General features: G+C 77.2%; 22 protein-coding genes and 1 riboswitch. Of the genes, 20 read left to right on the top strand and 2 right to left on the bottom strand.

Features of this window, described 5'->3' with window-relative positions:
* The 10 genes from ACFUMH_RS11625 to ACFUMH_RS11580 all read left to right on the top strand — a co-directional run.
* Nucleotides 1-1,485: RsmB/NOP family class I SAM-dependent RNA methyltransferase (locus ACFUMH_RS11625; protein ID WP_378205125.1), on the top strand; the 1,485-nt coding region annotated here is incomplete at its 5' end.
* Nucleotides 1,486-1,547: 62 nt separating this feature from the next.
* Nucleotides 1,548-2,219 (top strand): ribulose-phosphate 3-epimerase, encoded by a 672-nt coding sequence (rpe, locus tag ACFUMH_RS11620; protein WP_378205122.1) that lies wholly within the window; start codon nucleotides 1,548-1,550, stop codon nucleotides 2,217-2,219.
* A gap of 101 nt (nucleotides 2,220-2,320) precedes the next feature.
* Nucleotides 2,321-2,453: riboswitch (FMN riboswitch) on the top strand.
* A gap of 192 nt (nucleotides 2,454-2,645) precedes the next feature.
* Nucleotides 2,646-3,662, top strand: coding sequence for a bifunctional diaminohydroxyphosphoribosylaminopyrimidine deaminase/5-amino-6-(5-phosphoribosylamino)uracil reductase RibD (ribD, locus tag ACFUMH_RS11615; RefSeq protein ID WP_378205134.1), 1,017 nt, complete (start codon nucleotides 2,646-2,648; stop codon nucleotides 3,660-3,662).
* Entirely contained in the window at nucleotides 3,662-4,333 is a 672-nt protein-coding gene (locus tag ACFUMH_RS11610) for a riboflavin synthase (protein ID WP_378205118.1), read from the top strand. The genes ribD and ACFUMH_RS11610 overlap by 1 nt, the downstream gene beginning before the upstream one ends.
* Nucleotides 4,330-5,688, top strand: coding sequence for a 3,4-dihydroxy-2-butanone-4-phosphate synthase (gene ribB, locus ACFUMH_RS11605; protein ID WP_378205115.1), 1,359 nt, complete (start codon nucleotides 4,330-4,332; stop codon nucleotides 5,686-5,688). The genes ACFUMH_RS11610 and ribB overlap by 4 nt, the downstream gene beginning before the upstream one ends.
* Nucleotides 5,685-6,155, top strand: a complete 471-nt coding sequence (gene ribH, locus ACFUMH_RS11600) for a 6,7-dimethyl-8-ribityllumazine synthase (protein WP_378205112.1) — start codon at nucleotides 5,685-5,687, stop codon at nucleotides 6,153-6,155. The genes ribB and ribH overlap by 4 nt, the downstream gene beginning before the upstream one ends.
* A complete protein-coding gene (gene pnuC / locus ACFUMH_RS11595) occupies nucleotides 6,152-6,865 on the top strand; it encodes a nicotinamide riboside transporter PnuC (protein WP_378205108.1) in 714 nt (237 codons plus the stop codon). The genes ribH and pnuC overlap by 4 nt, the downstream gene beginning before the upstream one ends.
* 9 nt (nucleotides 6,866-6,874) lie before the next feature.
* Nucleotides 6,875-7,138, top strand: coding sequence for a phosphoribosyl-ATP diphosphatase (locus ACFUMH_RS11590; protein WP_378205105.1), 264 nt, complete (start codon nucleotides 6,875-6,877; stop codon nucleotides 7,136-7,138).
* Nucleotides 7,139-7,245: 107 nt separating this feature from the next.
* On the top strand, nucleotides 7,246-8,094 hold the full coding sequence (gene hisG, locus ACFUMH_RS11585; RefSeq protein WP_378205102.1) for an ATP phosphoribosyltransferase: 849 nt from the start codon (nucleotides 7,246-7,248) through the stop codon (nucleotides 8,092-8,094).
* Between the two features lie 2 nt (nucleotides 8,095-8,096).
* Nucleotides 8,097-8,576, top strand: coding sequence for a PH domain-containing protein (locus ACFUMH_RS11580; RefSeq protein ID WP_378205099.1), 480 nt, complete (start codon nucleotides 8,097-8,099; stop codon nucleotides 8,574-8,576).
* A gap of 25 nt (nucleotides 8,577-8,601) precedes the next feature.
* On the opposite strand, the gene ACFUMH_RS11575 is transcribed toward ACFUMH_RS11580, so the two are convergent.
* Nucleotides 8,602-9,756 carry a DUF3866 family protein gene (locus ACFUMH_RS11575; protein WP_378205096.1) on the bottom strand — a complete coding sequence of 385 codons (1,155 nt, stop codon included), beginning with the start codon at nucleotides 9,754-9,756 and terminating at the stop codon, nucleotides 8,602-8,604.
* A 144-nt stretch (nucleotides 9,757-9,900) separates the two neighbouring features.
* Between ACFUMH_RS11575 and ACFUMH_RS11570 the strand changes: the two genes are divergently transcribed.
* The 9 genes from ACFUMH_RS11570 to lnt all read left to right on the top strand — a co-directional run bounded on the left by ACFUMH_RS11570 (nucleotide 9,901) and on the right by lnt (nucleotide 21,225).
* On the top strand, nucleotides 9,901-10,977 hold the full coding sequence (locus ACFUMH_RS11570; RefSeq protein WP_378205093.1) for a helix-turn-helix transcriptional regulator: 1,077 nt from the start codon (nucleotides 9,901-9,903) through the stop codon (nucleotides 10,975-10,977).
* Nucleotides 10,970-11,977: a helix-turn-helix transcriptional regulator gene (locus ACFUMH_RS11565; RefSeq protein WP_378205090.1), complete on the top strand. Its 1,008-nt coding sequence runs from the start codon at nucleotides 10,970-10,972 to the stop codon at nucleotides 11,975-11,977. Before ACFUMH_RS11570 ends, ACFUMH_RS11565 begins: the two co-directional genes overlap by 8 nt.
* A 2-nt stretch (nucleotides 11,978-11,979) precedes the next feature.
* Nucleotides 11,980-12,312 carry a hypothetical protein gene (locus tag ACFUMH_RS11560; protein ID WP_378205087.1) on the top strand — a complete coding sequence of 111 codons (333 nt, stop codon included), beginning with the start codon at nucleotides 11,980-11,982 and terminating at the stop codon, nucleotides 12,310-12,312.
* A 180-nt stretch (nucleotides 12,313-12,492) separates the two neighbouring features.
* A complete protein-coding gene (tatA, locus tag ACFUMH_RS11555) occupies nucleotides 12,493-12,771 on the top strand; it encodes a Sec-independent protein translocase subunit TatA (protein WP_378205084.1) in 279 nt (92 codons plus the stop codon).
* Between the two features lie 49 nt (nucleotides 12,772-12,820).
* Nucleotides 12,821-13,660 (top strand): twin-arginine translocase subunit TatC, encoded by an 840-nt coding sequence (tatC, locus tag ACFUMH_RS11550; RefSeq protein ID WP_378205131.1) that lies wholly within the window; start codon nucleotides 12,821-12,823, stop codon nucleotides 13,658-13,660.
* A complete protein-coding gene (locus ACFUMH_RS11545) occupies nucleotides 13,657-14,589 on the top strand; it encodes a diacylglycerol/lipid kinase family protein (protein ID WP_378205081.1) in 933 nt (310 codons plus the stop codon). Before tatC ends, ACFUMH_RS11545 begins: the two co-directional genes overlap by 4 nt.
* 15 nt (nucleotides 14,590-14,604) lie before the next feature.
* Nucleotides 14,605-17,457 carry a DEAD/DEAH box helicase gene (locus tag ACFUMH_RS11540; protein ID WP_378205078.1) on the top strand — a complete coding sequence of 951 codons (2,853 nt, stop codon included), beginning with the start codon at nucleotides 14,605-14,607 and terminating at the stop codon, nucleotides 17,455-17,457.
* 46 nt (nucleotides 17,458-17,503) lie between these two features.
* On the top strand, nucleotides 17,504-19,135 hold the full coding sequence (locus ACFUMH_RS11535) for an amidohydrolase (protein ID WP_378205075.1): 1,632 nt from the start codon (nucleotides 17,504-17,506) through the stop codon (nucleotides 19,133-19,135).
* Between the two features lie 524 nt (nucleotides 19,136-19,659).
* Complete coding sequence (gene lnt, locus ACFUMH_RS11530) at nucleotides 19,660-21,225, top strand: apolipoprotein N-acyltransferase (protein WP_378205072.1); 1,566 nt, start codon at nucleotides 19,660-19,662, stop codon at nucleotides 21,223-21,225.
* A gap of 177 nt (nucleotides 21,226-21,402) precedes the next feature.
* On the opposite strand, the gene ACFUMH_RS11525 is transcribed toward lnt, so the two are convergent.
* Nucleotides 21,403-21,747 (bottom strand): RNA polymerase-binding protein RbpA, encoded by a 345-nt coding sequence (locus ACFUMH_RS11525; RefSeq protein WP_378205069.1) that lies wholly within the window; start codon nucleotides 21,745-21,747, stop codon nucleotides 21,403-21,405.
* Between the two features lie 215 nt (nucleotides 21,748-21,962).
* Between ACFUMH_RS11525 and ACFUMH_RS11520 the strand changes: the two genes are divergently transcribed.
* Nucleotides 21,963-22,913: an aldo/keto reductase gene (locus tag ACFUMH_RS11520; protein WP_378205128.1), complete on the top strand. Its 951-nt coding sequence runs from the start codon at nucleotides 21,963-21,965 to the stop codon at nucleotides 22,911-22,913.
* Nucleotides 22,914-22,917: the final 4 nt, after the last annotated feature.

The following is a 22,917-nucleotide window of genomic DNA, read 5'->3' as shown; positions in this document are numbered from 1 at the left end:
CGCCAGCGCGGCGCCGCGCGTGCGGAGGGGCGCGGCCACCGCACCACGGCCGCCCCGGGGCAGCGCGCGCGCACGGGGGACGCGGCCCGCGGCGCGGCGTTCGACACGCTGCGCGCCGTGGCGGACTCCGACTCCTACGCGAACCTCGTGCTGCCGCCGCTGCTGCGCGAGCGCGGCATCACCGGGCGGGACGCGGGCTTCGCCACGGAGCTCGCCTACGGCACGCTGCGGCTGCGCGGCCGCTACGACGCCGTGCTCGCGCTCGCGTCGTCGCGTCCGCTCGACCAGGTCGACCCGCCGGTGCTGGACCTGCTGCGGCTCGGCGCGCACCAGCTGCTCGGCATGCGCGTGCCGCCGCACGCCGCCGTGTCCGAGACGGTGGGCCTCGCGCGCGAGCGCGCCGGCGCCGGCGCCGCGCAGTTCGTCAACGCGGTCCTGCGCCGCGTGGCGGAGCGCGACCTCGACGCGTGGCTCGTCCGGATCGGCGACGTCGCCGACCCCGCGGGGACCGACGAGGTGGCCCGGCTGGCGGCGACCGAGAGCCACCCCGCGTGGGTGGTGCGGGCGCTGCGGGAGGCGCTGGTCGGCGACGGGCGTCCGGTCGCGGACGTCGCGGACCTGCTGGCCGCGGACAACGCGCCGCCGCGGGTCACGCTCGTCGCGCGTCCAGGGCTCGTCACGGCAGAGGACCTCGCGGCCGAGGCGGGCGCGGAGGCCACCGCGGGCCCGTACGCGCCGACGGCCGTGGTGCTCAGCGGCGGCGGTGACCCGGGCGCGCTGCCCGCGGTGCGCGAGGGGCGTGCCGGGGTGCAGGACGAGGGCAGCCAGCTCGTCGCCCTCGCCCTGGCGGCGGCCCCGCTCGACGGGCCCGACGTCCGCTGGCTCGACCTCTGCGCGGGCCCCGGCGGGAAGGCGGCGCTGCTCGGTGCCCTCGCCGCGCAGCGCGGCGCGCGGCTCGTCGCCAACGAGGTGCAGCCCCACCGCAGCCGGCTGGTCGCGCAGGCGCTGCGCGCCGTGCCCGCGGACGCGGTCGAGGACGTGCGCACCGGGGACGGCCGCACCGTCGGCACCGACGAGCCGGGCGCGTACGACCGCGTGCTGCTCGACGCGCCGTGCACCGGGCTCGGCGCGCTGCGTCGGCGCCCCGAGTCGCGCTGGCGGCGCACGCCGGCGGACCTCGCGACGCTCGGCACGCTGCAGCGCGAGCTGCTCGGGTCCGCCCTCGCGGCGGTCCGGCCGGGCGGCGTGGTGGCGTACGTGACGTGCTCGCCGCACCTCGCCGAGACGCGCCTGGTGGTGACCGACGCCGTCCGTGCGGCCGCCCGGGCCGGGACGCAGGTCGAGGTGCTCGACGCCGCCCCCGTCGTCGCCGGCGTGGCGCCGGGGTGGGCGTCGACGCGGGTCGGCGACCGGCCGGACGTCCAGCTGTGGCCGCACGTGCACGGCACCGACGCGATGCACCTCACGCTGCTGCGCCGGTCCTGACGCGTCGTCCCGCAGCGCCGGGCGGCGGGGCGGGGCGCGGTCGGCCTCGGTAGCGTGGCCCCGTGCCGCCCGTGCAGATCAACCCCAGCATCCTGTCCGCCGACTTCGCGAACCTCGAGCGCGACCTGCAGGCGATCGCGACCGCCGACCACGTCCACGTCGACGTCATGGACCAGCACTTCGTGCCGAACCTGACGCTGGGCCTGCCGGTGGTCCGGCGCATCGCCGAGGTCAGCCCCGTCCCGCTGGACGTGCACCTGATGGTCGAGGACGCCGACCGCTGGGCGCCGCAGTACGCCGAGGCGGGCGCGGCGTCGGTCACGTTCCACGCGGAGGCGACGCAGGCGCCGGTGCGCCTCGCGCGCGAGCTGCGGGCCGGCGGCGTGCGCGCGTGCGTGGCGCTGCGCCCGGCGACACCCGTCGAGCCGTTCCTCGACCTGCTCGGGGAGCTCGACATGGTGCTCGTCATGACCGTCGAGCCGGGCTTCGGCGGGCAGTCGTTCATCGACGGCACGCTGCCGAAGATCCGGCGCACGCGGCAGGCCGTCACGGCGGCCGCGCTGCCGACGCGCATCCAGGTGGACGGCGGCGTGTCGCGCGACACGATCGCCCGGATCGCGCGGGCGGGCGCCGACGTGTTCGTCGCGGGCTCCGCGGTCTACGGCGCGGACGACGTCGCCGCGGAGATCGCCGCGCTGCGCCGCCTGGCCGAGGCACCGCCGCTCGAGGCCTGACCCCGCCGCCGGTGCCGACCGGTCGCCCGTGCCGCCCAGCGGGACGCACCCGGTCGGGAATGGCCGCTGTGGCATGATCGTTGGCCAGTACGAACACGAACACACGTGCTCCGGGGTCGGTGCAATTCCGAGCCGGCGGTGACAGTCCGCGACCCGAAGTGCCCTCGGGCCCTTCGGTTGACCTGGTGGAACTCCAGGACCGACGGTGACAGTCCGGATGGGAGGGACACGTGGCGGCGCGCCCCCGGGCGCGTCGTGCCGGTCGCGCGGTCCGCCGCGCCCTCGGCCCACCCCCGGAGCGCTGCGCGCGCACGGGAGGTGGACGGGATGAGCGGGACGGCGGTCGACAGGACGGCGGTCGGGCACACGCGGCGCGACGACGCGCGCGCACGTCCCGCCCCGGTGACGCCGGCGGAGACGGCTGCGATGCGCCGCGCCCTCGCGCTGGCCGCACGCGGCCCCCTGGGGCCGAACCCGCGCGTCGGCTGCGTCCTGCTGGGCGCCGACGGCGACGTCGTGGGGGAGGGCTGGCACCGCGGCGCCGGCACGCCGCACGCCGAGGTCGCGGCCCTGGCCGACGCCCGTGCGCGCGGTGCCGCGACGGCCGGCGCCACCGCGGTCGTCACCCTGGAGCCGTGCGACCACACCGGCCGCACGGGCCCCTGCTCGGTCGCGCTGCTCGAGGCCGGCGTCGCGCGCGTCGTCGTCGCGGTCGAGGACCCGAACCCGGTGGCCGCCGGGGGTGCGCGCCGGCTGCGGGCGGCCGGTGTCGACGTCGTCACGGGCGTGCTCGCGGACGAGGGCGTCGCCGCCCTCGGCGCGTGGCTGCCGGCCGTGCGGCGCGAGCGCCCGTTCGTGACCCTCAAGCTCGCGACGACCCTCGACGGCCGGGTCGCGGCGGCCGACGGCACGAGCCGGTGGATCACCTCCGACGTGGCGCGGCACCACGCCCACGGGCTGCGCGCCGAGGTCGACGCGATCGCGGTGGGCACGGGGACCGTGCTGACCGACGACCCGTCCCTCACGGCGCGCACCGTCGACGGCGGCCTCGTCGAGCGGCAGCCCCTGCGGGTCGTCGTCGGGCACCGCGACGTGCCGGCCGGTGCGCGGCTGCACGGCCCGGGCGGCGCGCTCGTCCACGTCCGCACGCACGACCCGGCCGAGGTGCTGCGCGTCCTGCACGCGCGCGAGGTCCGGCACCTGCTCGTCGAGGGCGGCCCCACCCTGGCCGCCGCGTTCCTCGCGGCCGGCGTCGTCGACGAGGTGCACGCGTACGTCGCGCCGGTGCTGCTCGGCGCGGGTCCCGCCGCCGTCGCCGACCTCGGCGTGCGGACCCTCGCGGACGCCGTCCGCCTGCGGCCCGTCGAGGTGGTCCCGCTGGGGCCGGACGTCCTCGTCGTCGCCACCCCCGAGCCCACCGCGCCCACCGCTGAGGAGCACTGATGTTCACCGGGATCGTCGAGGAGATCGGCACCGTCGTCGCGCTCGAGCCGGGCGCGCCCGCGCCGGACGGCGAGGGGGACGCGCGCCTGACCGTGCGCGGACCGCTCGCGGTGTCGGACGCGCGGCTCGGCGACTCGATCGCCGTGTCCGGCGTGTGCCTGACCGTGACGGACCTGCCGGGCGACGGCACGTTCGTCGCCGACGTCATGCCGGAGTCGCTGCGCCGGACCGCCCTCGGCGACCTGGCCCCCGGCGACCCGGTCAACCTCGAGCGCGCGCTGGCCGTCGGCGGCCGGTACGGCGGCCACGTCGTGCAGGGCCACGTCGACGGCGTCGGCGTCGTGCGGGCGCGTCGTCCCGGGCCGCGCTGGGACGAGGTCGAGATCGGCGTCGACCCGGCCCTGGCGCGCTACGTCGCCGAGAAGGGGTCGATCACCGTGTCGGGCGTGTCGCTCACGGTCACCCACGTGTCCGACGACGCGTTCGGCGTCTCCCTCATCCCGACGACGCTCGCCGCGACGACGCTCGGCACGCTGGCGCCGGGCGCGCGCGTGAACCTGGAGGTCGACGTGCTCGCGAAGTACACGGAGCGGCTGCTCGCCGCGACGGGCGCGCTTCCCGCGGCGACGGCGCCGGCCGGTGCGGCCGAGGCCGCCGGGGTGGCCCGGTGAGCGCCGGCATCCGGCTCGGCACCGTCGAGGACGCCCTCGATGCGCTGCGGGCCGGCCGTCCGGTGCTCGTCGCCGACTCGCAGGACCGCGAGAACGAGGCCGACGTCATCCTGGCCGCGCAGTCGGCGACCCCCGAGTGGGTGGCCTGGACGATCCGGCACTCGTCGGGCTACCTGTGCGCCCCCATGCCGGCCGCACGCGCGGACGCGCTCGACCTGCCGCTCATGGTCCCGCACAGCCAGGACCCGCGGCGCACCGCCTACACCGTGACGGTCGACGCCGCGACGGGCGTGACGACGGGCATCTCGGCGGCGGACCGCGCGCGCACGCTGCGGGTCCTCGCCGACCCGGGCGCCGGTCCGCACGACCTCATCCGCCCCGGGCACGTGCTCCCGCTGCGGGCGGTGCCCGGCGGCGTGCTGCACCGCGCGGGGCACACGGAGGCCGCGGTCGACCTGTGCCGCCTGGCCGGCCTCGAGCCCGTGGGGGCGATCGCCGAGCTCGTCAACGACGACGGCAGCATGGTGCGGCTGCCCGAGGCGTCGCGGATCGCCGACGAGGCCGGGCTGGTGCTGCTGACGATCGCGGACCTTCGGGCGTGGCGCACCGCGCACGGCGACACGGAGCCCGTCGCCGACGAGGCGACCGCGCCGGCCGCGCGCGTGCACGCCACGCACACGGCCCACCTGCCGACACGGCACGGCGACTTCCGCATCCACGGCTACCGGGACCTGCGCACGGGCGACGAGCACGTCGCGCTCGTGCCGACGACCGGGCTGGCCGACGTGCCGACCGTGCGCGTGCACTCGGAGTGCCTCACCGGTGACGCGTTCGGCTCGGCGCGCTGCGACTGCGGCCCCCAGCTGGAGGCGGCGCTCGAGCTCGCGGCCGCCGAGGGCGGCGCCGTCGTGTACCTGCGCGGGCACGAGGGCCGCGGCATCGGCCTGCTCGCGAAGGTCGCGGCGTACGCGCTGCAGGACCAGGGCCGCGACACGGTCGAGGCGAACCTCGACCTGGGGTGGCCCGCCGACCGGCGCGAGTACGGCGCCGCCGCGGCCATCCTCACGGACCTCGGCGCGACCCGCGTGCGGCTGCTCACGAACAACCCGGCGAAGGTCACGGGCCTGCGCGCGCACGGCGTCGACGTCGTCGAGGTCCGCGGGCTCGAGGTCGGCCGCACGCCGCACAACGAGGCGTACCTGCGCACCAAGGCGACGAGCATGGGCCACGTCCTGCACCTGGCCGGCTCGGTCACGGGCGAGCCCATCCCGGTGGAGCCCGTGCACGCCGCCCCCGCGCCCGCCGGCGCGGACACCACCGACCACGCGTTCGACCCCCTGGAGGAGCTGGCATGAGCGGTGCCGGAGCACCCACCCTGACCCTGGACGGCACCGGCCTGCGGGTCGTCGTCGTCGCCGCGAGCTGGCACACCGTCGTCATGGACGGCCTGCTCGCCGGCGCGCTGCGCGCCCTCGAGGCCGCCCACGTGGCCGACGTCACCGTCGTGCGCGTGCCGGGCTCGTTCGAGCTCCCGGTCGCGGCGCAGCGCGCGGCGACGACCGGTGCGGACGCGGTCGTCGCGCTCGGCGTCGTGATCCGCGGCGGCACCCCGCACTTCGACTACGTGTGCCACGCGGCGACGGACGGCCTCACCGAGGTGGCGCTGCGCACCGGCGTGCCGGTCGGCTTCGGCGTCCTCACGTGCGACGACGAGCAGCAGGCGCTCGACCGCGCCGGGCTCGAGGGCTCGCGCGAGGACAAGGGTGCCGAGGCCGCCGAGGCGGCGGTCGCGACGGTGCTCGCCCTGCGCGACCTCACGTGACCGACTGGCTCTTCGACGCCCAGCTCGTCGTCGCGGGTGCGCCGATCCTGTGGCGCGAGGTCGTCGGCAACCTGTTCGGGCTGGCGTCGGCCGTCGGCGGCATGCGCCGGCGCGTGTGGGCCTGGCCGGTCGGCGTCGTCGGCAACGTGCTCCTGCTGACGGTCTTCCTCGGCGGCGTGTTCGACACGCCGCAGGCGAAGGACCTGTACGGGCAGGCGGGGCGGCAGGTGTTCTTCGTCGTCGTCGCGGTCTACGGCTGGGTGCGCTGGCGCCGGGCGCAGGGCGAGCGCACGGGTCCGGCCGTCGTGCCGCGCTGGGCGAGCACCCGGGCGCGCGCCGGGATGGTCGTCGCGGCGGTCGTCGGCACGGTGGCCACGGCGCTCGTGTTCGAGGCGCTCGGGTCGTGGGGGCCGTGGGCCGACGCGTGGATCTTCACGGGCAGCCTCATCGCGACCTACGGCATGGCGCGCGGGTGGACGGAGTTCTGGCTGGTGTGGATCGCGGTCGACGCCGTCGGCGTCCCGCTGCTGCTGCAGGCCGGCTACTACCCGTCCGCCGTCCTGTACGCGGTCTACGGCGGCGTCGTCCTGTACGGCTTCGTCGTGTGGCTGCGCGCGCAGCGCGCGGGGGAGCCGCAGGAGGTCACGGCGTCCGCCGGTGCGGGCACCCTCGCGGCGGACGTGCCCGTCGGCACCCCTCGGGGCGTCTAGGCTCGGCGCGTGAAGACGTTCGAGGAGCTGTTCGCCGAGCTGGCGGAGAAGGCCGTCGCACGACCCGCCGGGTCGGGCACCGTCGCGGAGCTGGACGCCGGGGTGCACGCCATCGGCAAGAAGGTCGTCGAGGAGGCCGCCGAGGTGTGGATGGCCGCCGAGTACGAGTCGGGCGAGCGCACGGCGGAGGAGATCTCGCAGCTCCTGTACCACCTGCAGGTGCTCATGCTCGCGCGCGGCCTGACCCTCGAGGACGTGTACACCCACCTGTGACGCGGCGGGCGCCGCGCCGCACCCCGTGCACGGCACCGCGCCCGCGCCGTCGTCCCACCGCCCGTTCCCGTGCCGCCCCGGCGGCCGCCGCACCACCCGAGGACACCGTGCTGAGGATCGCCGTCCCCAACAAGGGCTCGCTGAGCGAGCCCGCCGTCTCCATGCTGCGCGAGGCCGGCTACCGCCAGCGTCGCGACGCCCGCGAGCTCGTGCTGCCCGACCCGGACAACGACGTCGAGTTCTTCTTCCTGCGTCCGCGCGACGTCGCCGTCTACGTCGGCGCCGGGACGGTCGACGTCGGCATCACCGGCCGCGACCTGCTCATCGACTCCGGCTCCGCCGCGGTCGAGCACCTGCCGCTCGGGTTCGCGCGCTCGACGTTCCGGTTCGCGACGACGGCCGGCACGCTCACCGACAGCCGCCAGGTCGCCGGCCAGCGGGTCGCGACGTCGTACCCGGAGCTCGTCGCGGTGCACCTGCGCGAGCGCGGGATCGAGCCGGCCGGGATCGTGCGCCTCGACGGCGCCGTCGAGTCGGCCATCCGGCTCGGCGTCGCCGACGTCATCGCCGACGTCGTCGAGACCGGCACCACGCTGCGCGCCGCGGGCCTCGAGGTGTTCGGCGAGCCCATCCTGCGCTCCGAGGCCGTCCTCGCGCGGCGCTCCGACGTCGACGAGCCGGCCGGCCTGGACGTGCTGACGCGTCGCCTGCAGGGGGTCCTCACCGCGCGCGAGTACGTGCTCATGGACTACGACGTGCCGCTGCACCTCGTCGACGAGGCCGTCGCGATCACGCCCGGCCTCGAGTCGCCGACGGTGTCGCCGCTGCACAACGGCGAGTGGGCCGCCGTGCGGGCGATGGTGCGCCGCGACCAGACCAACCGGGTGATGGACGACCTCTACGACGTGGGCGCGCGCGCGATCCTCGTCACGTCCATCCACGCCTGCCGGATCTGACCGTGCCGGGCAGGACGACGCCGGGCGGGCCCGAGCCGGCGGGGGAGGACCCGGGCCTCGCGGCGCCGTTCCGACCGCGGCTCGCGCGGCGCGTGACGCTCGCGGTGGGGGCGGTGTTCCTGACCCTCACCGTCGTGCTGGTCCTCGTCATGCCCGGCCTGGGACCGGGCGACGTCGTGGGCTTCCTGCTGTTCGGGCTGCTGGTGGCGTGGTTCTGCTGGCGCCAGGCGTCCGTGCGGGCCGTGCCGGACGCGGACGGCCTGCTGGTGCGCAACCTGATCTTCACGCGCCGGGTCACGTGGGCGGAGATCGTCTCGGTGCGGTTCGGCCAGGGCCGCGCCTGGGTGCAGCTGGACCTCGCGGACGGCGACACGCTCGCCGTCATGGGGGTGCAGCGCGCGGACGGCGCGTTCGCCGAGCAGGAGGCCCGCCGCATGGCCACCCTCGTCGCGCGCCGCAGCCGCACCGCGCGCGACGACTGACGTCGTCGCGGGCGCCGGGCGCCGCTCAGCCGAGCAGGCCCACCGCGTGCACGCCGGCCACCGCCGCGGCGAGGAACGCCGCCGGGTCGGCGTCGAGGCCGCGCCCCATCGTCGAGAGCCGCACGGGGCTGGTGCGCAGGGCGTCGAGGAGCGCCGCGCCCGCCGGGACGTCGTGCGTGACGTGCCGGCCGTGCGGCCCGGCGAGCGCGGCGGCCTGGTCGGTCACGCGGCGCGCCAGGGCCGTCCACGCCTCGGCGTCGTCCGGCGCCGTCAGGTCGGCGGGCGTCCCGGGCAGGCCGGCGAGCACCGGCACCGGCACGTCCGCCGGCACGAGCGCCACGCGCCCGTAGGCCGTGAGCGAGTGGTGCGAGACGCCGAGGTGCCGCTCGCGCGCGTCCGCGCCCGAGACGCGCAGCGACGCGACGGGCCGGCCGCCGAGCACGCCGGCCGCGTTGACCGCCTCGCCCGCCGCGACGCCCGAGAAGCCCCAGCGCGTCCCGGTGCCGAGGTTGCCGGGGCCCTGCGCCACGACGGCGAGGTCGGCACCGACGACGTGCCGCGCCGCGAGCAGGCCCGTGTGCACGGTGACGGCCTCGAGGTCGCCGCCGAACGCCTGGCCCGTGGTGATGCAGGCGTCGACCCAGCCCGCGTCGCGCAGGCCGGTCACGGCGCGCGAGAACCACGCCGGCAGCGCACCGCCGTCGGTCATGACGTACGCCACGCGCAGCGGCCGGCCGCGGTCCGCGGCGGCGGCCCGTGCGCCCGCCAGCACCGCGGGCAGCGCCGAGTGCAGGTCCGCGACGACGACCGGCATGCCCGCGAGGTCGTCGGCGTCCCGGAGCGTGTCGTGGTGCGGCGACTCCTGGTCGTCGACGCCCAGCACCATCGCCTGCAGCGGCGTGTAGCGGGCCTTGACGAGGTGCCCGGGGGCGTCCGGGGCGTCCGCCGGCAGCGCGTCCGTGCGGGCGACGACGAGCGCGTAGCCGCCCGTGCCCAGGCCGCGGACGAGCGCCGTCACGTTGAGCAGCACCCGCGCGCCGGGCTCCAGCTCGCCCACGAGCGCGGGGTACGCCAGCGCGCGGACCGTCCGGTCCTGGCCGTCCAGGGCGACGCGCGCCTCGCGCGCACCGTCCCACCGGGCCCCGCACTCCACCACGACCCCGGCTCGCCATGCGATCACGCGGCCACGGTACCGGTCGGGCGCCGGACCCCGGCCGGCGCGGGCAGCCCGCGCGGCGGGCCGGGGCACGACGCGGGCACGCCCTGTCCGGCGTGCACGCGCGCAGGCCCGCGACGCGACCCCGCGCCGACTACGGTGGTCCCGATGCCCCCCGCGATCCCGCCCGCCGAGCGCCTGCTCAACCTCGTCATCGCCCTGGTCAACACGCCGGGCCGCATGACGAAGGAGCAGGTGCGCTCGTCCGTCGCCGGGTACCAGGACGCGGCGTCGACGGAGGCGTTCGAGCGGATGTTCGAGCGCGACAAGGACACCCTGCGCGAGCTCGGCATCCCGGTGCTGACGGTGACGCACGCGGGCCACGGCGACGACGTGGGGTACCGCATCGACACCGAGCGGTGGTCGTTGCCACCGGTCGAGCTCACCGCCGCCGAGCTGGGCGTGCTCGCGCTCGCCGCGCAGCTGTGGCAGGACCAGTCGCTGCGCGCCGACAGCTCGCGCGCGCTGACGAAGCTGCGCGCGGTCGGGCACGCGCCCGAGGCGGGCGACCTCGTCGCCGGGCTCGCGCCGCGCGTGCGGGCGGGCGGCGACGCGTTCGCGCCCCTCGTCGACGCGGTCCAGGCGCGCCAGGCGGTGCGCTTCACGTACCACGCCGCGACGACGGGCGAGGTGCGCGTGCGGCACGTCGAGCCGTGGAAGCTGCTGGCCCGGCGCGGCGGCTGGGTGCTGCTCGCGCGCGACCGCGACCGCGGTGCGAGCCGCTCGTTCCGGCTGAGCCGGATCCGCGGGGCCGTCCGCGCGGTGGGGGAGCCCGGCGCCTTCGACCCGCCCACGCCCGACGAGCTGGCCGAGGCCTCGCGCATGTGGGCCGGCGACGGGCCGGAGCGGACCGCCCTGGTCGCCGTCACACCCGACCGCGCCGGTGCGCTGCGCGCGCGCGGCACGCCCGTGCCCGCCGACGCGACCCTGCCGCCGGGCGCCGACGCGGTGCTCGCCGCGCGCGACCTCGTGGCCGTGCCGTTCCGGCTCGCGTGGGAGCTCGCCGAGGAGGTCGTCGGGTACGCCGACGCGGTCGTTGTGCTCGAGCCGTCCGACGTGCGCGACGAGGTGGTCCGCCTGCTGCGCGTCGCGGCCCGGCTGGACCGCCTGCCCGGGCGCGACGACCCCGCCACGACCACCACCACGTCCTCCGACCCGGCCACGACGGAGGTGCGTGGTGCCTGAGCGCGCGAGCGACCGCCTGGTGCGGATGCTGGGCATGATCGCGTACCTGCAGCGGCACGAGGACGTGCGCGTCGAGGACGTCGCCGCGCAGTTCGGCGTGACGCCGGAGCAGGTGATGGCCGACGTCGACACGCTGTGGGTGACGGGCACGCCCGGCTACCTCCCCGACGACCTCATCGACTTCGACGCGGCGTCGTACGAGCAGGGCGTCGTGCGGCTCACCGAGGGGCGCGGCGTCACGCGCCCGCTGCGCCTGGGGCCGCGCGAGGCCGTCGCGCTCGTCGCCGCGCTGCGCGCCCTCGCGGCGCTGCGCCCGGCCCTCGACGCCGAGCGCGCCGCGGTGCTCGACTCCGCGCTCGCCAAGGTGCAGGCCGCTGCGGGCGACGCGGCCGCCGGCGTCGACGTCGAGCTGCAGGTCGACGCCCGGCCCGAGGTCGTCGCGGCCGTGGGCGCCGCCCTGGCGGAGCGGCGCCGGCTGCTGCTGCGGTACGTCGACGCCTCCGACGTGGCGACGGAGCGCGAGGTCGACCCGCTGCGGCTCGTCACGCAGGACGAGCGCTCCTACCTCATCGCCTGGGCCGTCGAGGCGGACGCGGAGCGCCGGTTCCGCATGGACCGCGTCGTCGCCGCGACGCTCCTCGACCAGCCCGCGGGCGAGCACGCGCTCGCCCCGGACGCCGAGGTCTTCTCGCCGGACCCGAGCGGCGACCTCGTCACCGTGCGCCTCGCCGGGCGCGCGCGCTGGGTCGTCGAGTCGGTGCCGGTCGAGGCGACCCGCGAGCTCGCCGACGGCACCTTCGAGGTCGACCTGCGGGTCGTCCAGCCGGCGTGGCTGCGCCACCTGCTGCTCCAGGCGGCCGACGAGGTGCGCGACGTCCGCCCCGCCCGCGTCGCGCGCGAGGTGGCGGACGCCGCCCGCGCGGCGCTCACCGCCTACGCGCCGCTGCTCGGCGCCCCGTCGGCGGGAACGCCGGCACCCGACGTCACCGAGGAGACCTGACCGTGCTGTGGACCGTGGTGTGGGTCGTGCTCGTCGCGGGGACGCTGCTGGGCGCGTTCCTGCTGGGGCGGCGGCTGTGGCGCTCCGTCGTCGCGCTCGGCGCGGAGCTCTCGCGGGCGGGCGAGACGCTGGAGCTCCTGGGCCGGCGCGTCGAGGAGCTCGAGGAGGCGGCGCGCACGGCACGGGCGCCCGTGCGGCCCGCGCTCGGCCAGGACGCCGACGTGCTCGGTGCGCGCGTGCAGGAGCTGCGGGCGGACCGCCGCGCGCGCCGTGCGGCGCGCCGGGACCGTCACCGGGTCACGGTGGCGCAGGCCGCCGAGCGCTGGCTCGGCTGAGCGACCGGGGCCCGTGCTCGGGGCGTCACCGGCGCGTCGCCCACGGGTCGCGGTGCCGTCGCCGTGCCGTCACGCGCGTCGCTGGGCCGTCACCGCACCCGCGCAGGCGAAGCGCTTCGACTCCCGCGTCGCACCCCGTACAATTCGGAGGGTCAACGCCGTCGATGGCAGGAGAGCGTCGTGCGTCCTCAGCTGAGCCACATCCTCATCGTGCTGGTGGTGGTCGTGCTCCTGTTCGGGGCCAACCGCCTCCCGGGCCTCGCGCGGTCCGTCGGCCAGTCGATGAAGATCTTCAAGAACGAGGTCAAGGACCTCGCGGACGACGACCGCCGCGACGCGGCCGCCACCCGGACCACCGTGACGGGACCCGCCGTCCCCGGCCCCGACGCGGCGACCGGCAGCACGACGTCGGGACCGGTGGACACGCCGCCGGATCCCGCCGCACCGCCGCGCGTCTGACGCGGGCGTGAGCAGGTCCCCCCGCCGGTCCCGCACGCCGGACGGCCGGATGCCGCTGCGCGAGCACCTGCGCGAGCTGCGCCGGCGCCTCGTCCTGATCGCGCTCGGGCTGGTCGTCGGCGGCATCGCCGGCTGGCTGCTGTACGAGCCGGTGTTCGGGCTGCTGCAGGAGCCGGTGCGCCAGGTCGCGGCGGAGCGCGACGAGGTCGTCACGCTCAACTTCGCGGGCGTCGCCACGGCGTTCGACATGCAGGTGAAGGTCTCGCTGTTCCTCGGGATCCTGGTCACGAGCCCGTGGTGGCTGTACCAGCTGTGGGCGTTCGTCACCCCCGGACTGACGCGCCGTGAGCGGCTGTACGGGGTCGGCTTCCTCGCCGCGGCCGTGCCGCTGTTCCTCGCGGGGGCCGGCCTGGCGTGGGCCGTGCTGCCCAACGCGGTGCGGCTCCTGCTCGACTTCACGCCCGAGGGCACCGCGAACGTCACCGACGGGCAGCTCTACCTCAGCTTCGTCATGCGGCTCATGCTCGCCTTCGGGGCGGCCTTCCTGCTGCCCGTCGTGATGGTGGCGCTCAACATGGCCGGCGTCGTCCAGGCCCGGGCGTGGGCGCACGGGTGGCGCTGGGCCGTCGTCGTCTCCTTCGTGTTCGCCGCGATCGCGACCCCGACCCCGGACGTCGTCACGATGCTCGCCGTCGCCTTCCCGATGTGCCTGCTCTACGCCGCCGCCCTCGGGGTGTGCCTCCTGCACGACCGTCGCGTCGACCGGCGGCGCGTGGCCGACGGCCTCCCGCGGCTGGACGGCACCATGCCGGGGGAGCGCCCGGCCGAGCGGACGCGCGACGGCCGGCAGGGCGCGGGCGGGGGACCCGCCACCGCGGACGCGGGGTGAGCCGGCTCGGCCTCGTCGTGAACCCGGCCGCCGGCCGGGGCCGCGGTGCCGCCGCCGGGCGACGGACCCACGCGCTGCTGGCGGCCGCGGGGCACGACGTCCTCGACCTGTCCGCCCCCACGCTGGCACGCGCCACCGACCGCGCACGGGCCGCCGTCCTCGCCGGCGTCGACGCGCTCGTGGTCGTCGGCGGCGACGGCATGGTGCACCTGGGCGCGGACGTGCTCGCGGGCACGGGCGTCCCCCTCGGCGTCGTGCCCGTGGGGACCGGCAACGACGTCGCGCGGGCCGTCGGCCTGCCGCGCACCGACGTCGACCGCGCCGTCGCGGCGGTGCTGGCGGGGCTGCAGGACGGGCCGGTCGCCCTCGACGCCGTGCGCGTCGGACCGCCCGGCGGTCCCGCGCGGGAGTGGTACGCCGGCGTGCTGTCGTGCGGGCTCGACGCCGCCGTGAACGCGCGCGCCAACACGCTGCGATGGCCGCACGGCACCGGGCGGTACGTCCGCGCGCTCGTGCCGGAGCTGGCGCGGTTCCGGGCCTACGGGTACCGCGTCACGCTCGACGACGGCGTGTGGGAGTCCGGCGGCACGCTCGTCGCCGTCGCGAACACGGCGTGGTTCGGCGGCGGCCTGCGGATCGCGCCGGGCGCCGACCCCACCGACGGCCTCCTCGACGTCGTCCTCGCCGGGCCGTTCACCCGGGCGGGCGCGGTCGGCATCTTCCCCGGGCTGTACCGGGGGCGGCACGTGCGCGACCCGCGCGTGCGCGTCGCGCGCAGCCGCCGCGTCGTCGTCGAGCCGCGCGCCGACCTCGGCCCGCCGCCCCCGCCGGCGTTCGCGGACGGGGAGCGGATCGGCCCGCTGCCGCTCGTCGCGGAGGTCGTGCCGGGAGCGTTGTCGCTGCTCGGCGCGAGGACAGCCGCGACCTGAGCCTAGGGTGGGCGGGTGGCACGCTCGTCCCGACCCTCCACCAGCGAGCCGGAGCTCTCCCCGGCCGAGCGCTACGCCGCGGCCCGGCGCCGCGCGAGCGCCGAGCGCAGCGCCCTCGGCGAGTTCCGCTCCCGGCTCGACTTCCCGCTCGACGACTTCCAGGTCGAGGCGTGCGCGGCGCTCGAGCGCGGCAGCGGCGTCCTCGTCGCCGCGCCGACCGGCGCCGGCAAGACGGTCGTCGGCGAGTTCGCCGTCCACCTCGCGCTGGCGTCGGGGCGCAAGGCGTTCTACACGACGCCGATCAAGGCGCTGTCGAACCAGAAGTACGCCGACCTCGCGCGCGTGCACGGCCAGGAGCGCGTGGGCCTGCTGACGGGCGACACGAACATCAACGGCGACGCCGACGTGGTCGTGATGACGACCGAGGTGCTGCGCAACATGCTCTACGCCGGCTCGCCGGCGCTGGCGGGCCTCGGGTACGTCGTCATGGACGAGGTGCACTACCTGGCCGACCGCTTCCGGGGCCCCGTGTGGGAGGAGGTGATCATCCACCTGCCCGACGACGTGCAGCTGGTGTCGCTCTCCGCCACGGTGTCCAACGCCGAGGAGTTCGGCGACTGGCTCGCGACCGTGCGCGGTGACACCGAGGTGGTCGTGAGCGAGCACCGTCCCGTGCCGCTCGGCCAGCACGTCCTCGTGGGCGACGACCTGCTCGACCTCTACGCCGGCCACGTCGACCCCACCGACCCGGGCGTCGACCCGCCCATCAATCCCGACCTCACGCACCTGCTGCGCCGGCAGTCCGCCGACCCGCGCGACCGGCGCGGCCCCGGGGACCGCGGCTACCGCGGCCGCGGGGGGAACCGGCCGGGGATCGGGGTCCGGCAGGCGCCGCGGTTCGCCGTCATCGACACGCTCGCGCAGGAGAGCCTGCTGCCGGCGATCGTCTTCATCTTCTCGCGCGCCGGCTGCGAGGCCGCGGTCCAGCAGTGCCTGTCCGCGGGCGTGCGGCTGACCACGCCAGCCGAGCAGGCGGAGATCCGGCGCGTCGCGGAGGAGCGGTGCGCCGCGATCCCGCCGGAGGACCTCGGCGTGCTCGGGTTCGACTCCTTCGAGGACGCGCTCGCCCGCGGCGTCGCGGCCCACCACGCGGGGATGCTGCCGCTGTTCAAGGAGACCGTGGAGGACCTGTTCTCGCGCGGCCTGGTCAAGGTCGTGTTCGCGACCGAGACGCTCGCGCTCGGCATCAACATGCCGGCGCGGTCCGTCGTGCTCGAGCGGCTGGTGAAGTGGGACGGCTCGTCGCACGTCGACATCACGCCGGGGGAGTACACGCAGCTCACCGGACGCGCGGGGCGCCGCGGGATCGACACCGAGGGGCACGCGGTCGTGGTCGCGCACACCGGCCTGGACCCCGTGCAGCTCGCCGGCCTCGCGTCGCGCCGGCTGTACCCGCTGCGCTCGTCGTTCCGCCCCACGTACAACATGGCGGTCAACCTCGTCGCGCAGGTCGGGCGCGACCGGGCCCGCGAGGTGCTGGAGACGTCGTTCGCGCAGTTCCAGGCCGACCGGGGCGTCGTCGGCCTGGCCCGGCAGGCGCAGTCGCACGCCGAGGCCCTCGACGGGTACGCCGAGGCGATGACGTGCGACCTCGGCGACTTCGCCGAGTACGCGGCGCTGCGCCGCGCGGTCGGCGACCGCGAGAAGGACCTGGCCAAGCAGGCCGCGTCCGCCCGGCGCGCCGACGTCGCGCGCACGCTCGAGGGGCTGCGCGTCGGCGACCTGCTCGAGGTGCCGACCGGCCGGCGCGCGTCGTACGCCGTCGTCGTGGACCCCGGCGGCCGCCCCGGCTTCGACGGCCCGAAGCCGACCGTCCTCACCACCGACCGCCAGGTGCGCCGCCTCACGGTGGCCGACGTCGGCACGGGCGCGCGGACGGTGGGCAGCCTGCGCGTGCCGTCGTCGTTCAACGTGCGCGTCCCCGCGGCGCGCCGCGACCTCGCCGCGCGCCTGCGCGCCCGCCTCGACGAGCTCGACGTCACGCCCGCCCCGGGCCGCCAGGGACGCCGTGACGCCCGGCGCACCGCCGCGGCCGACGACGCCGAGCTCGAGGCGATGCGCCGGCGGCTGCGCGCCCACCCGTGCCACCGCTGCCCCGACCGCGAGGAGCACGCCCGCTGGGCGGACCGCTGGCACCGCCTCAAGAGCGAGCACGACGCCCTCGTGACCCGGATCGCCGGACGCACCGGCTCGATCGCCGCCGTGTTCGACCGCATCTGCGACGTGCTCGTCACGCTCGGCTACCTCGAGCGCAGCGAGGCCGGGGCCGCGACGCCGACCGGCGGGACGGCGCTGACGGTCACGGACGCCGGTCAGTGGCTGCGCCGCATCTACGCCGAGAACGACCTGCTGCTCGCCGAGTGCCTGCGCCGCGGCGTGTGGGAGGAGCTCGACGCTCCCCAGCTCGCCGCGGCCGTGTCCGCGCTGGTGTACCGGTCGCGGCGTGACGAGGAGGTGGAGCCGCGTGTCCCGGGCGGGCCGGAGAGCCGCCTCGGGCGCGCCCTCGACGCGGCGGTGCGCGCGTGGTCCGAGCTCGAGGACCTCGAGCACGGGCACCGGCTGGAGACCATCCAGCCGCTCGACACCGGGCTCGTCGAGCCGATCCACCGCTGGGCGGCCGGGCGCAGCCTCGACTCCGTCCTGCGCGGCGGAGACCTCGCGGCCGGCGACTTCGTGCGCTGGGTCAAGCAGGTCGTCGACGTGCTCGACCAGATCCACGGCGCCGCGCCGACCGCGCGCCTGCGCACCACGGCCGACCGCGCCGTCACGGCGCTGCGCCGCGGGGTGGTGGCGTACTCGGCGGTGTGACGGTCGCTGCGGTGTGAGGGGCGCTGCGGGCCTAGGGTGTGCGGATGTGACCTCGACGCTCTACCGCCACGGAGTCGTGCACTCCCCGTCCGACCCGTTCGCCGAGGCGGTGCTCGTCGAGGACGGCACCGTCGCGTGGATGGGCTCGGACGACACCGCCGACGGCCTGGTCGCGGGCGTCGACGAGGTCGTCGAGCTCGACGGCGCGCTCGTCGCCCCCGCCTTCGTCGACGCGCACGTGCACCTGCTCGAGTCGGCGCTCGCCGCCCGCGGCGTCGACCTCTCCATCGCGGCCGGGGTGCGCACCCTCGCCGACGCGCTCGACGCGCTCGCCCGGGCCGCCGGCGCCCGGTCCGCGGGGGAGCGCCTGCCGCTGCTGGGCCACGGCTGGGACGAGCGCGACTGGCCCGAGGGCCGCCCGCCCACGCGCGCCGAGCTCGACGCCGTCGGGCAGGGCCTGCCGGTGTACCTGGCGAGGGTCGACGTGCACTCCGCGGTGGTGTCCTCGGCGCTCGCGGAGCTCGCGGGCCTGCACGGGCTGCCCGGGTGGTCGGAGGACGGCCGCGTCGAGCGCGACGCCCACCACGCCGCGCGCGCCGTGGCCCGGGCCGTCGACGCGGCCGAGCGCACGGCGCTGTACCGCGAGGCGCTCACCGCGGCGGCGGCCCAGGGCGTCGTCGCCGTGCACGAGCAGTCGGCGCCGTCCATCGACACCCGCGACGGCCTGCGCGAGCTCCTCACCATGACGGCGGACCCGGCCTCGGCGCTGCCCCTCGTCATCGGCTACCGCGGCGAGGCCTGCGTCACGGTGGACGACGCCCGGGAGCTGCTGGCCGACCTCCCCGGTCTCACGGGCATCGGCGGCGACCTCAACGTCGACGGGTCGTTCGGGTCGCGCACCGCCGCGCTGCGGCAGCCCTACGCGGACGCGCCCGGCACGTCGGGCCACCTGTACCTGAGCGCCGAGCAGATCGCCAACCACGTCACCGCGGTGACGCGCGCCGGCTCGCACGCGGCCTTCCACGTCATCGGCGACCGCGGGCTCGACGAGGTGCTCCTGGGACTGCGGGCCGCCGCCGACGTGGAGGGGACGGCGGCCGTCGCCGGCGCCGGGCACCGCATCGAGCACGCCGAGATGGTGGACGCGCACTCGCTCGCGCAGCTCGTGCTGCTCGGGCTGCGCCTGTCGGTCCAGCCGGCGTTCGACGCGGTGTGGGGCGGCCCGGACGGCATGTACGCCGCACGCCTCGGCCGCGGTCGCGCCGCGGCGCTCAACCCGTTCGCCGACCTGGCGGCGGCGGGCGTGCCGCTCGCGCTGGGGTCGGACAGCCCGGTCACGCCCGTCGACCCGTGGGCCGGGGTGCGCGCGGCGGCCGCGCACCACGAGGTCGACCAGCGCATCTCGGTGCGCGCGGCGTTCCGGGCCGCGACGCGCGGCGGCTGGCGGCTCGCGCACCTCGACCACACCGGAGCCGGCGAGCTGCGCGTCGGGTCGCCCGCGCACCTCGCGGTCTGGCGCGCCGAGCACCTCGTCGTGCAGGCGGCGCGGACGTCGGCGTGGAGCGCCGACGCCCGGGCGGGGTCACCGCTCCTGCCCGACCTGTCGCCGGGCGCACCCGCGCCGCGCTGCCTGCGCACCGTGCGCGCGGGCGTCGTGCTGCACGACGAGCTGGGCTGAGCCGTCCCGGCGCCGGACCGGCGTGCGCCGACGACTGCGCCGACCGGGTGAACTTCGTCGCCCGCCCGCCGTCGTGCGGAGACGTGGACGTCACCTGCGCGACACATGGGCCGGGGTCGGCGCACGACACGCGGACGACACGCCGGGAACGGCTCTCGCGACGCGGTCGGGACGGACACCCTGACCAGGACGGAGGCCGCTGACCTGGCGGTACGCCGCCTTGACACCCTCGGCGCGGACGGGAGTAGGTTCCACAGTGGCTTGCCGACGAGGGCACCGGTTGGGGGGCCACAGACTGCTCGTCCGGTGCCGTCGGCCAGAGCTCCGGCCGGGCCCGTGCGCTCAACAGACAACGGCAGGACCCCGTCCTCGCCGGTACGAAGGGCGCACGGGCCGGTCGGTCGGAGCCGGGGAGGCGACTCCCCGGCCCCGGACCGCGTGACGGCCCCGCGCGTGGCACGCCTCACCGTGGACGAGCCGCCGGCACGCCCGGTGGCCCCGAACCGCTGACGTACCCTGACGCGGTGCCGTACCCGCCTCCCGCCCGCTGGGCGACGCTGCTCCTCGCCGGGGCAGGCGGCTGGCTGACGCGCATGGCGTTCCCCGACCCGGGGTGGTGGGGCGCCGCGTTCGCCGGCACCGCGCTGCTGTACCTCGCGCTGCGGCGCGACAGCGCCCGGTGGAACGCCCTCGTCGGGCTCGTGTGGGGCCTGGCGTGCTTCGCGCCGATGATCACCTGGGCCTACGAGGCCGTCGGCCCGGTGCCGTGGGCGGCGCTCAGCGTCCTCGAGGCGTCGTACGTCGCGCTCTTCGGCGCCGCCTGGGCGTGGGCGCGCCGCGGGCACGCCGTGTGGCGCAGCGGGGCGTGGCAGCTCGTCGTCTTCGTGGTCCTGTGGGTGGGCGTCGAGGAGCTGCGCGGCGCGTGGCCGTTCGGCGGCTTCCCCTGGGGACGGCTCGCGTTCTCGCAGGCCGACTCGCCGCTCGCCGCGTACACGTGGCTCGGCGGCACGCCGCTGCTCAGCGCCGTCGTCGCGGCGCTCGGCGTGCTGCTCGCGCGCGCCCTCCTCGCGGCGCGCCGCGTGGCGGCGGGACGCACCGTCGGGGCCCTCGCGGCCGCCGCCGGGCTCGTCGTCGGTGCGCTGCTCGTGCCGCTCGAGACGGGCGCCGAGGCCGGCACGCTGCGCACCGGCGCCGTCCAGGGCAACGTGCCCGAGCCCGGCCGGCTCGACGCGTTCGGGCAGCGCCGCCAGGTGCTCGACAACCACGTCGCCGGCACGCGCGCCCTGCTGGACCGGGTCGCACCGGGCGAGCTCGACGTCGTCCTGTGGCCCGAGAACGGCTCGGACATCGACCCCCAGGTCGACGCGGAGGCGGCCGGCCTGATCGACGCGGCCGCGCGCGACGTGGGTGCGCCCATGCTCGTCGGGACCGTCGAGTACCCGGAGAGCGGGGGTCGATACAACACCGCCGTCATGTGGCAGCCCGGCACCGGCGTCGTCGCGACCTACTCCAAGCAGCGGCCGGCGCCGTTCGCCGAGTACATCCCGATGCGCGGGTTCGTGCGGCACTTCTCGTCGGCGGTCGACCTCGTCACCCGCGACATGATCCCGGGCACCGAGCCGGGCGTCGTGCCGCTGGCGTCCGAGCGCCTGGGGCGCACGGTCCTGATCGGCGACGTCATCTGCTTCGAGGTCGCGTACGACGGGATCGTGCGCGAGGCGGTCCGCGAGGGCGGCGAGGTGCTGGTCGTGCAGACCAACAACGCGTCGTTCGGGTGGACGGACGAGTCCACGCAGCAGCTGGCGATGTCGCGCCTGCGGGCGATCGAGCACGGGCGCGCGACGGTGCAGATCTCCACGGTGGGCGTCAGCGCGGTCATCGCGCCGAACGGCGCCGTCGTGCAGAGCACCGAGCTGTTCACGGCCGCGCAGCTGGTCGCGACGCTGCCGCTGCGCACGTCCCTGACGCCGGCGACGCGGCTGGGGGAGTGGCCCGCGTGGGTCGCGGACGCCCTCGCCGTGTGCGTCGTGGTGGCCGGCGCCGTGGGCGCCTACCGGATGCGCCGCGACGAGCGTCCCGACGCCGCCTGAGGCGTCGCGCACGGCCCCGTCGGGGGCCCGCGTGGCGCCGCGGCTCGGGTGTGCGGGCAGGCTCCTCGCCCGGGGGCGGACAGCACGACGCCCCCGGGGTCGTGTCACCGGGGGCGTCGGGGCCTGCGTGCGGCGTCGTGCGGTCGGTGGACCGGGACGCCGCAGTGGTGCGTGCGGTCAGGCGCTGCGGCGCAGCTTGCCGGCCCGCAGCAGGTCGAGCCGCTCGTCGAGCAGCTCCTGGAGCTCGTTCACGGTGCGCCGCTCGAGGAGCATGTCCCAGTGCGTGCGCGGCGGCTTGCCCGCCTTCACCTCGGGCTTCGAGGCGTCCCGCAGGAGCGCCTCCGCCCCGCAACGGCACTCCCACACCACCGGGACGTCGGCCTCGACCGAGAACGGCAGGATGATCGTGTGCCCGTTGGGGCAGTCGTAGTACGCCTGGAGGCGGGGGGCGAAGTCGACGCCCTCCTCCGTCTCCATGCTGTGGGACCCGATGCGCATCCCGCGCAGGGACCTGTTGGCCATGTGGGACCTCCGTGCCGTTGTGCGGCCGTCGTGCCTGATGCTTCCTGTGATCTCAACGGGGACGCAGACGACGGTGTTCCTCGCCCGCCGTGAAGGTCTGGTGAAACCACTCTGACGCAGCGGCGCCGGGAGCGCGCGCGGAACCGGCGTCGCCGGGGGAGCGGTCACCCGGGCGCGCCGTGGGGCGGGGGCCGACCTACGCTGCCGTGGTGACCATGACCTACCGCCGCCTCGGCGACTCCGGCCTGACCGTCTCGACCGCCGGCCTCGGCTGCAACACCTTCGGCGCCACGCTGGAGCCGGACGGCGTGGACGCCGTCGTGCACGCCGCGCTCGACGCCGGCGTGACCTTCTTCGACACCGCCGACGTGTACGGCGGCACGCCCGGCCAGAGCGAGGAGCTGCTCGGCCGCGCGCTGCGCGGCCGCCGGGACGACGTGGTCGTCGCGACGAAGTTCGGGATGGACGTCGGCGGGCTCAACGGCCCCGACTGGGGGTCGCGCGCCTCGCGCCGGTACGTGCGCCGCGCGATCGAGGGCTCGCTGCGCCGCCTCGGGACCGACCACGTCGACCTGTACCAGCTGCACCGCCCCGAGCCGGAGACGCCGGTCGAGGAGACGCTGGCGGCGCTGCAGGAGCTCGTGACCGAGGGGAAGGTCCGCTACATCGGCTCCTCCAACTTCACGGCGTGGCAGGTCGTCGACGCGGACTGGGCCGCGCGCACGGCCGGGACCACGCCGTTCGTCTCGGCGCAGAACCGGTACAACCTCATGGACCGCGACGCCGAGGCGGAGCTCGTGCCGGCGGTCGAGCACGTCGGCGTCGGCATCCTGCCCTACGTGCCCCTCGCGTCCGGGCTGCTCACCGGCAAGTACCGCCGCGGCGAGGCGGCGCCCGCCGGGTCGCGGCTCGAGCGCATGCCGCAGCGCATGGCCGGCGCGGACTTCGACCGCATCGAGGCGCTGGCCGCGCTGGCGGACACCTGGGGCGTCGACCTGCCCACGGTCGCGCTCGGCGGGCTGGCCGCCCAGCCCGCCGTCGGCTCCGTCATCGCCGGTGCCCGCACGCCCGAGCAGGTCCGCGCGAACGTGGCCGCCACCCTGTGGGAGCCCGACCTCGAGCAGCTCGCCGCAATCGACGAGGCGTCGCCCGGCCCGGGCGCGTGACGGG

It is taken from the genome of Cellulomonas sp. NPDC057328, from assembly GCF_042667215.1.
In the GTDB taxonomy this organism is placed as follows: domain Bacteria; phylum Actinomycetota; class Actinomycetes; order Actinomycetales; family Cellulomonadaceae; genus Cellulomonas.
The sequence above is the reverse complement of the archived record's forward strand: the minus strand, read 5'-3'. Positions and strand labels throughout refer to the sequence as shown.

Bases quoted from the DNA above. Each gene is read 5' to 3' on its own strand.
- ribH (WP_378205112.1), top strand. From the start codon at position 5,685: ATGAGCGGTGCCGGAGCACCCACCCTGACCCTGGACGGCACCGGCCTG.
- ACFUMH_RS11520 (WP_378205128.1), top strand. From the start codon at position 21,963: ATGACCTACCGCCGCCTCGGCGACTCCGGCCTGACCGTCTCGACCGCC.
- ACFUMH_RS11610 (WP_378205118.1), top strand. From the start codon at position 3,662: ATGTTCACCGGGATCGTCGAGGAGATCGGCACCGTCGTCGCGCTCGAG.
- tatC (WP_378205131.1), top strand. From the start codon at position 12,821: ATGCCGCTGCGCGAGCACCTGCGCGAGCTGCGCCGGCGCCTCGTCCTG.
- ribD (WP_378205134.1), top strand. From the start codon at position 2,646: ATGCGCCGCGCCCTCGCGCTGGCCGCACGCGGCCCCCTGGGGCCGAAC.
- ACFUMH_RS11570 (WP_378205093.1), top strand. From the start codon at position 9,901: ATGCCCCCCGCGATCCCGCCCGCCGAGCGCCTGCTCAACCTCGTCATC.
- ACFUMH_RS11525 (WP_378205069.1), bottom strand. From the start codon at position 21,747: ATGGCCAACAGGTCCCTGCGCGGGATGCGCATCGGGTCCCACAGCATG.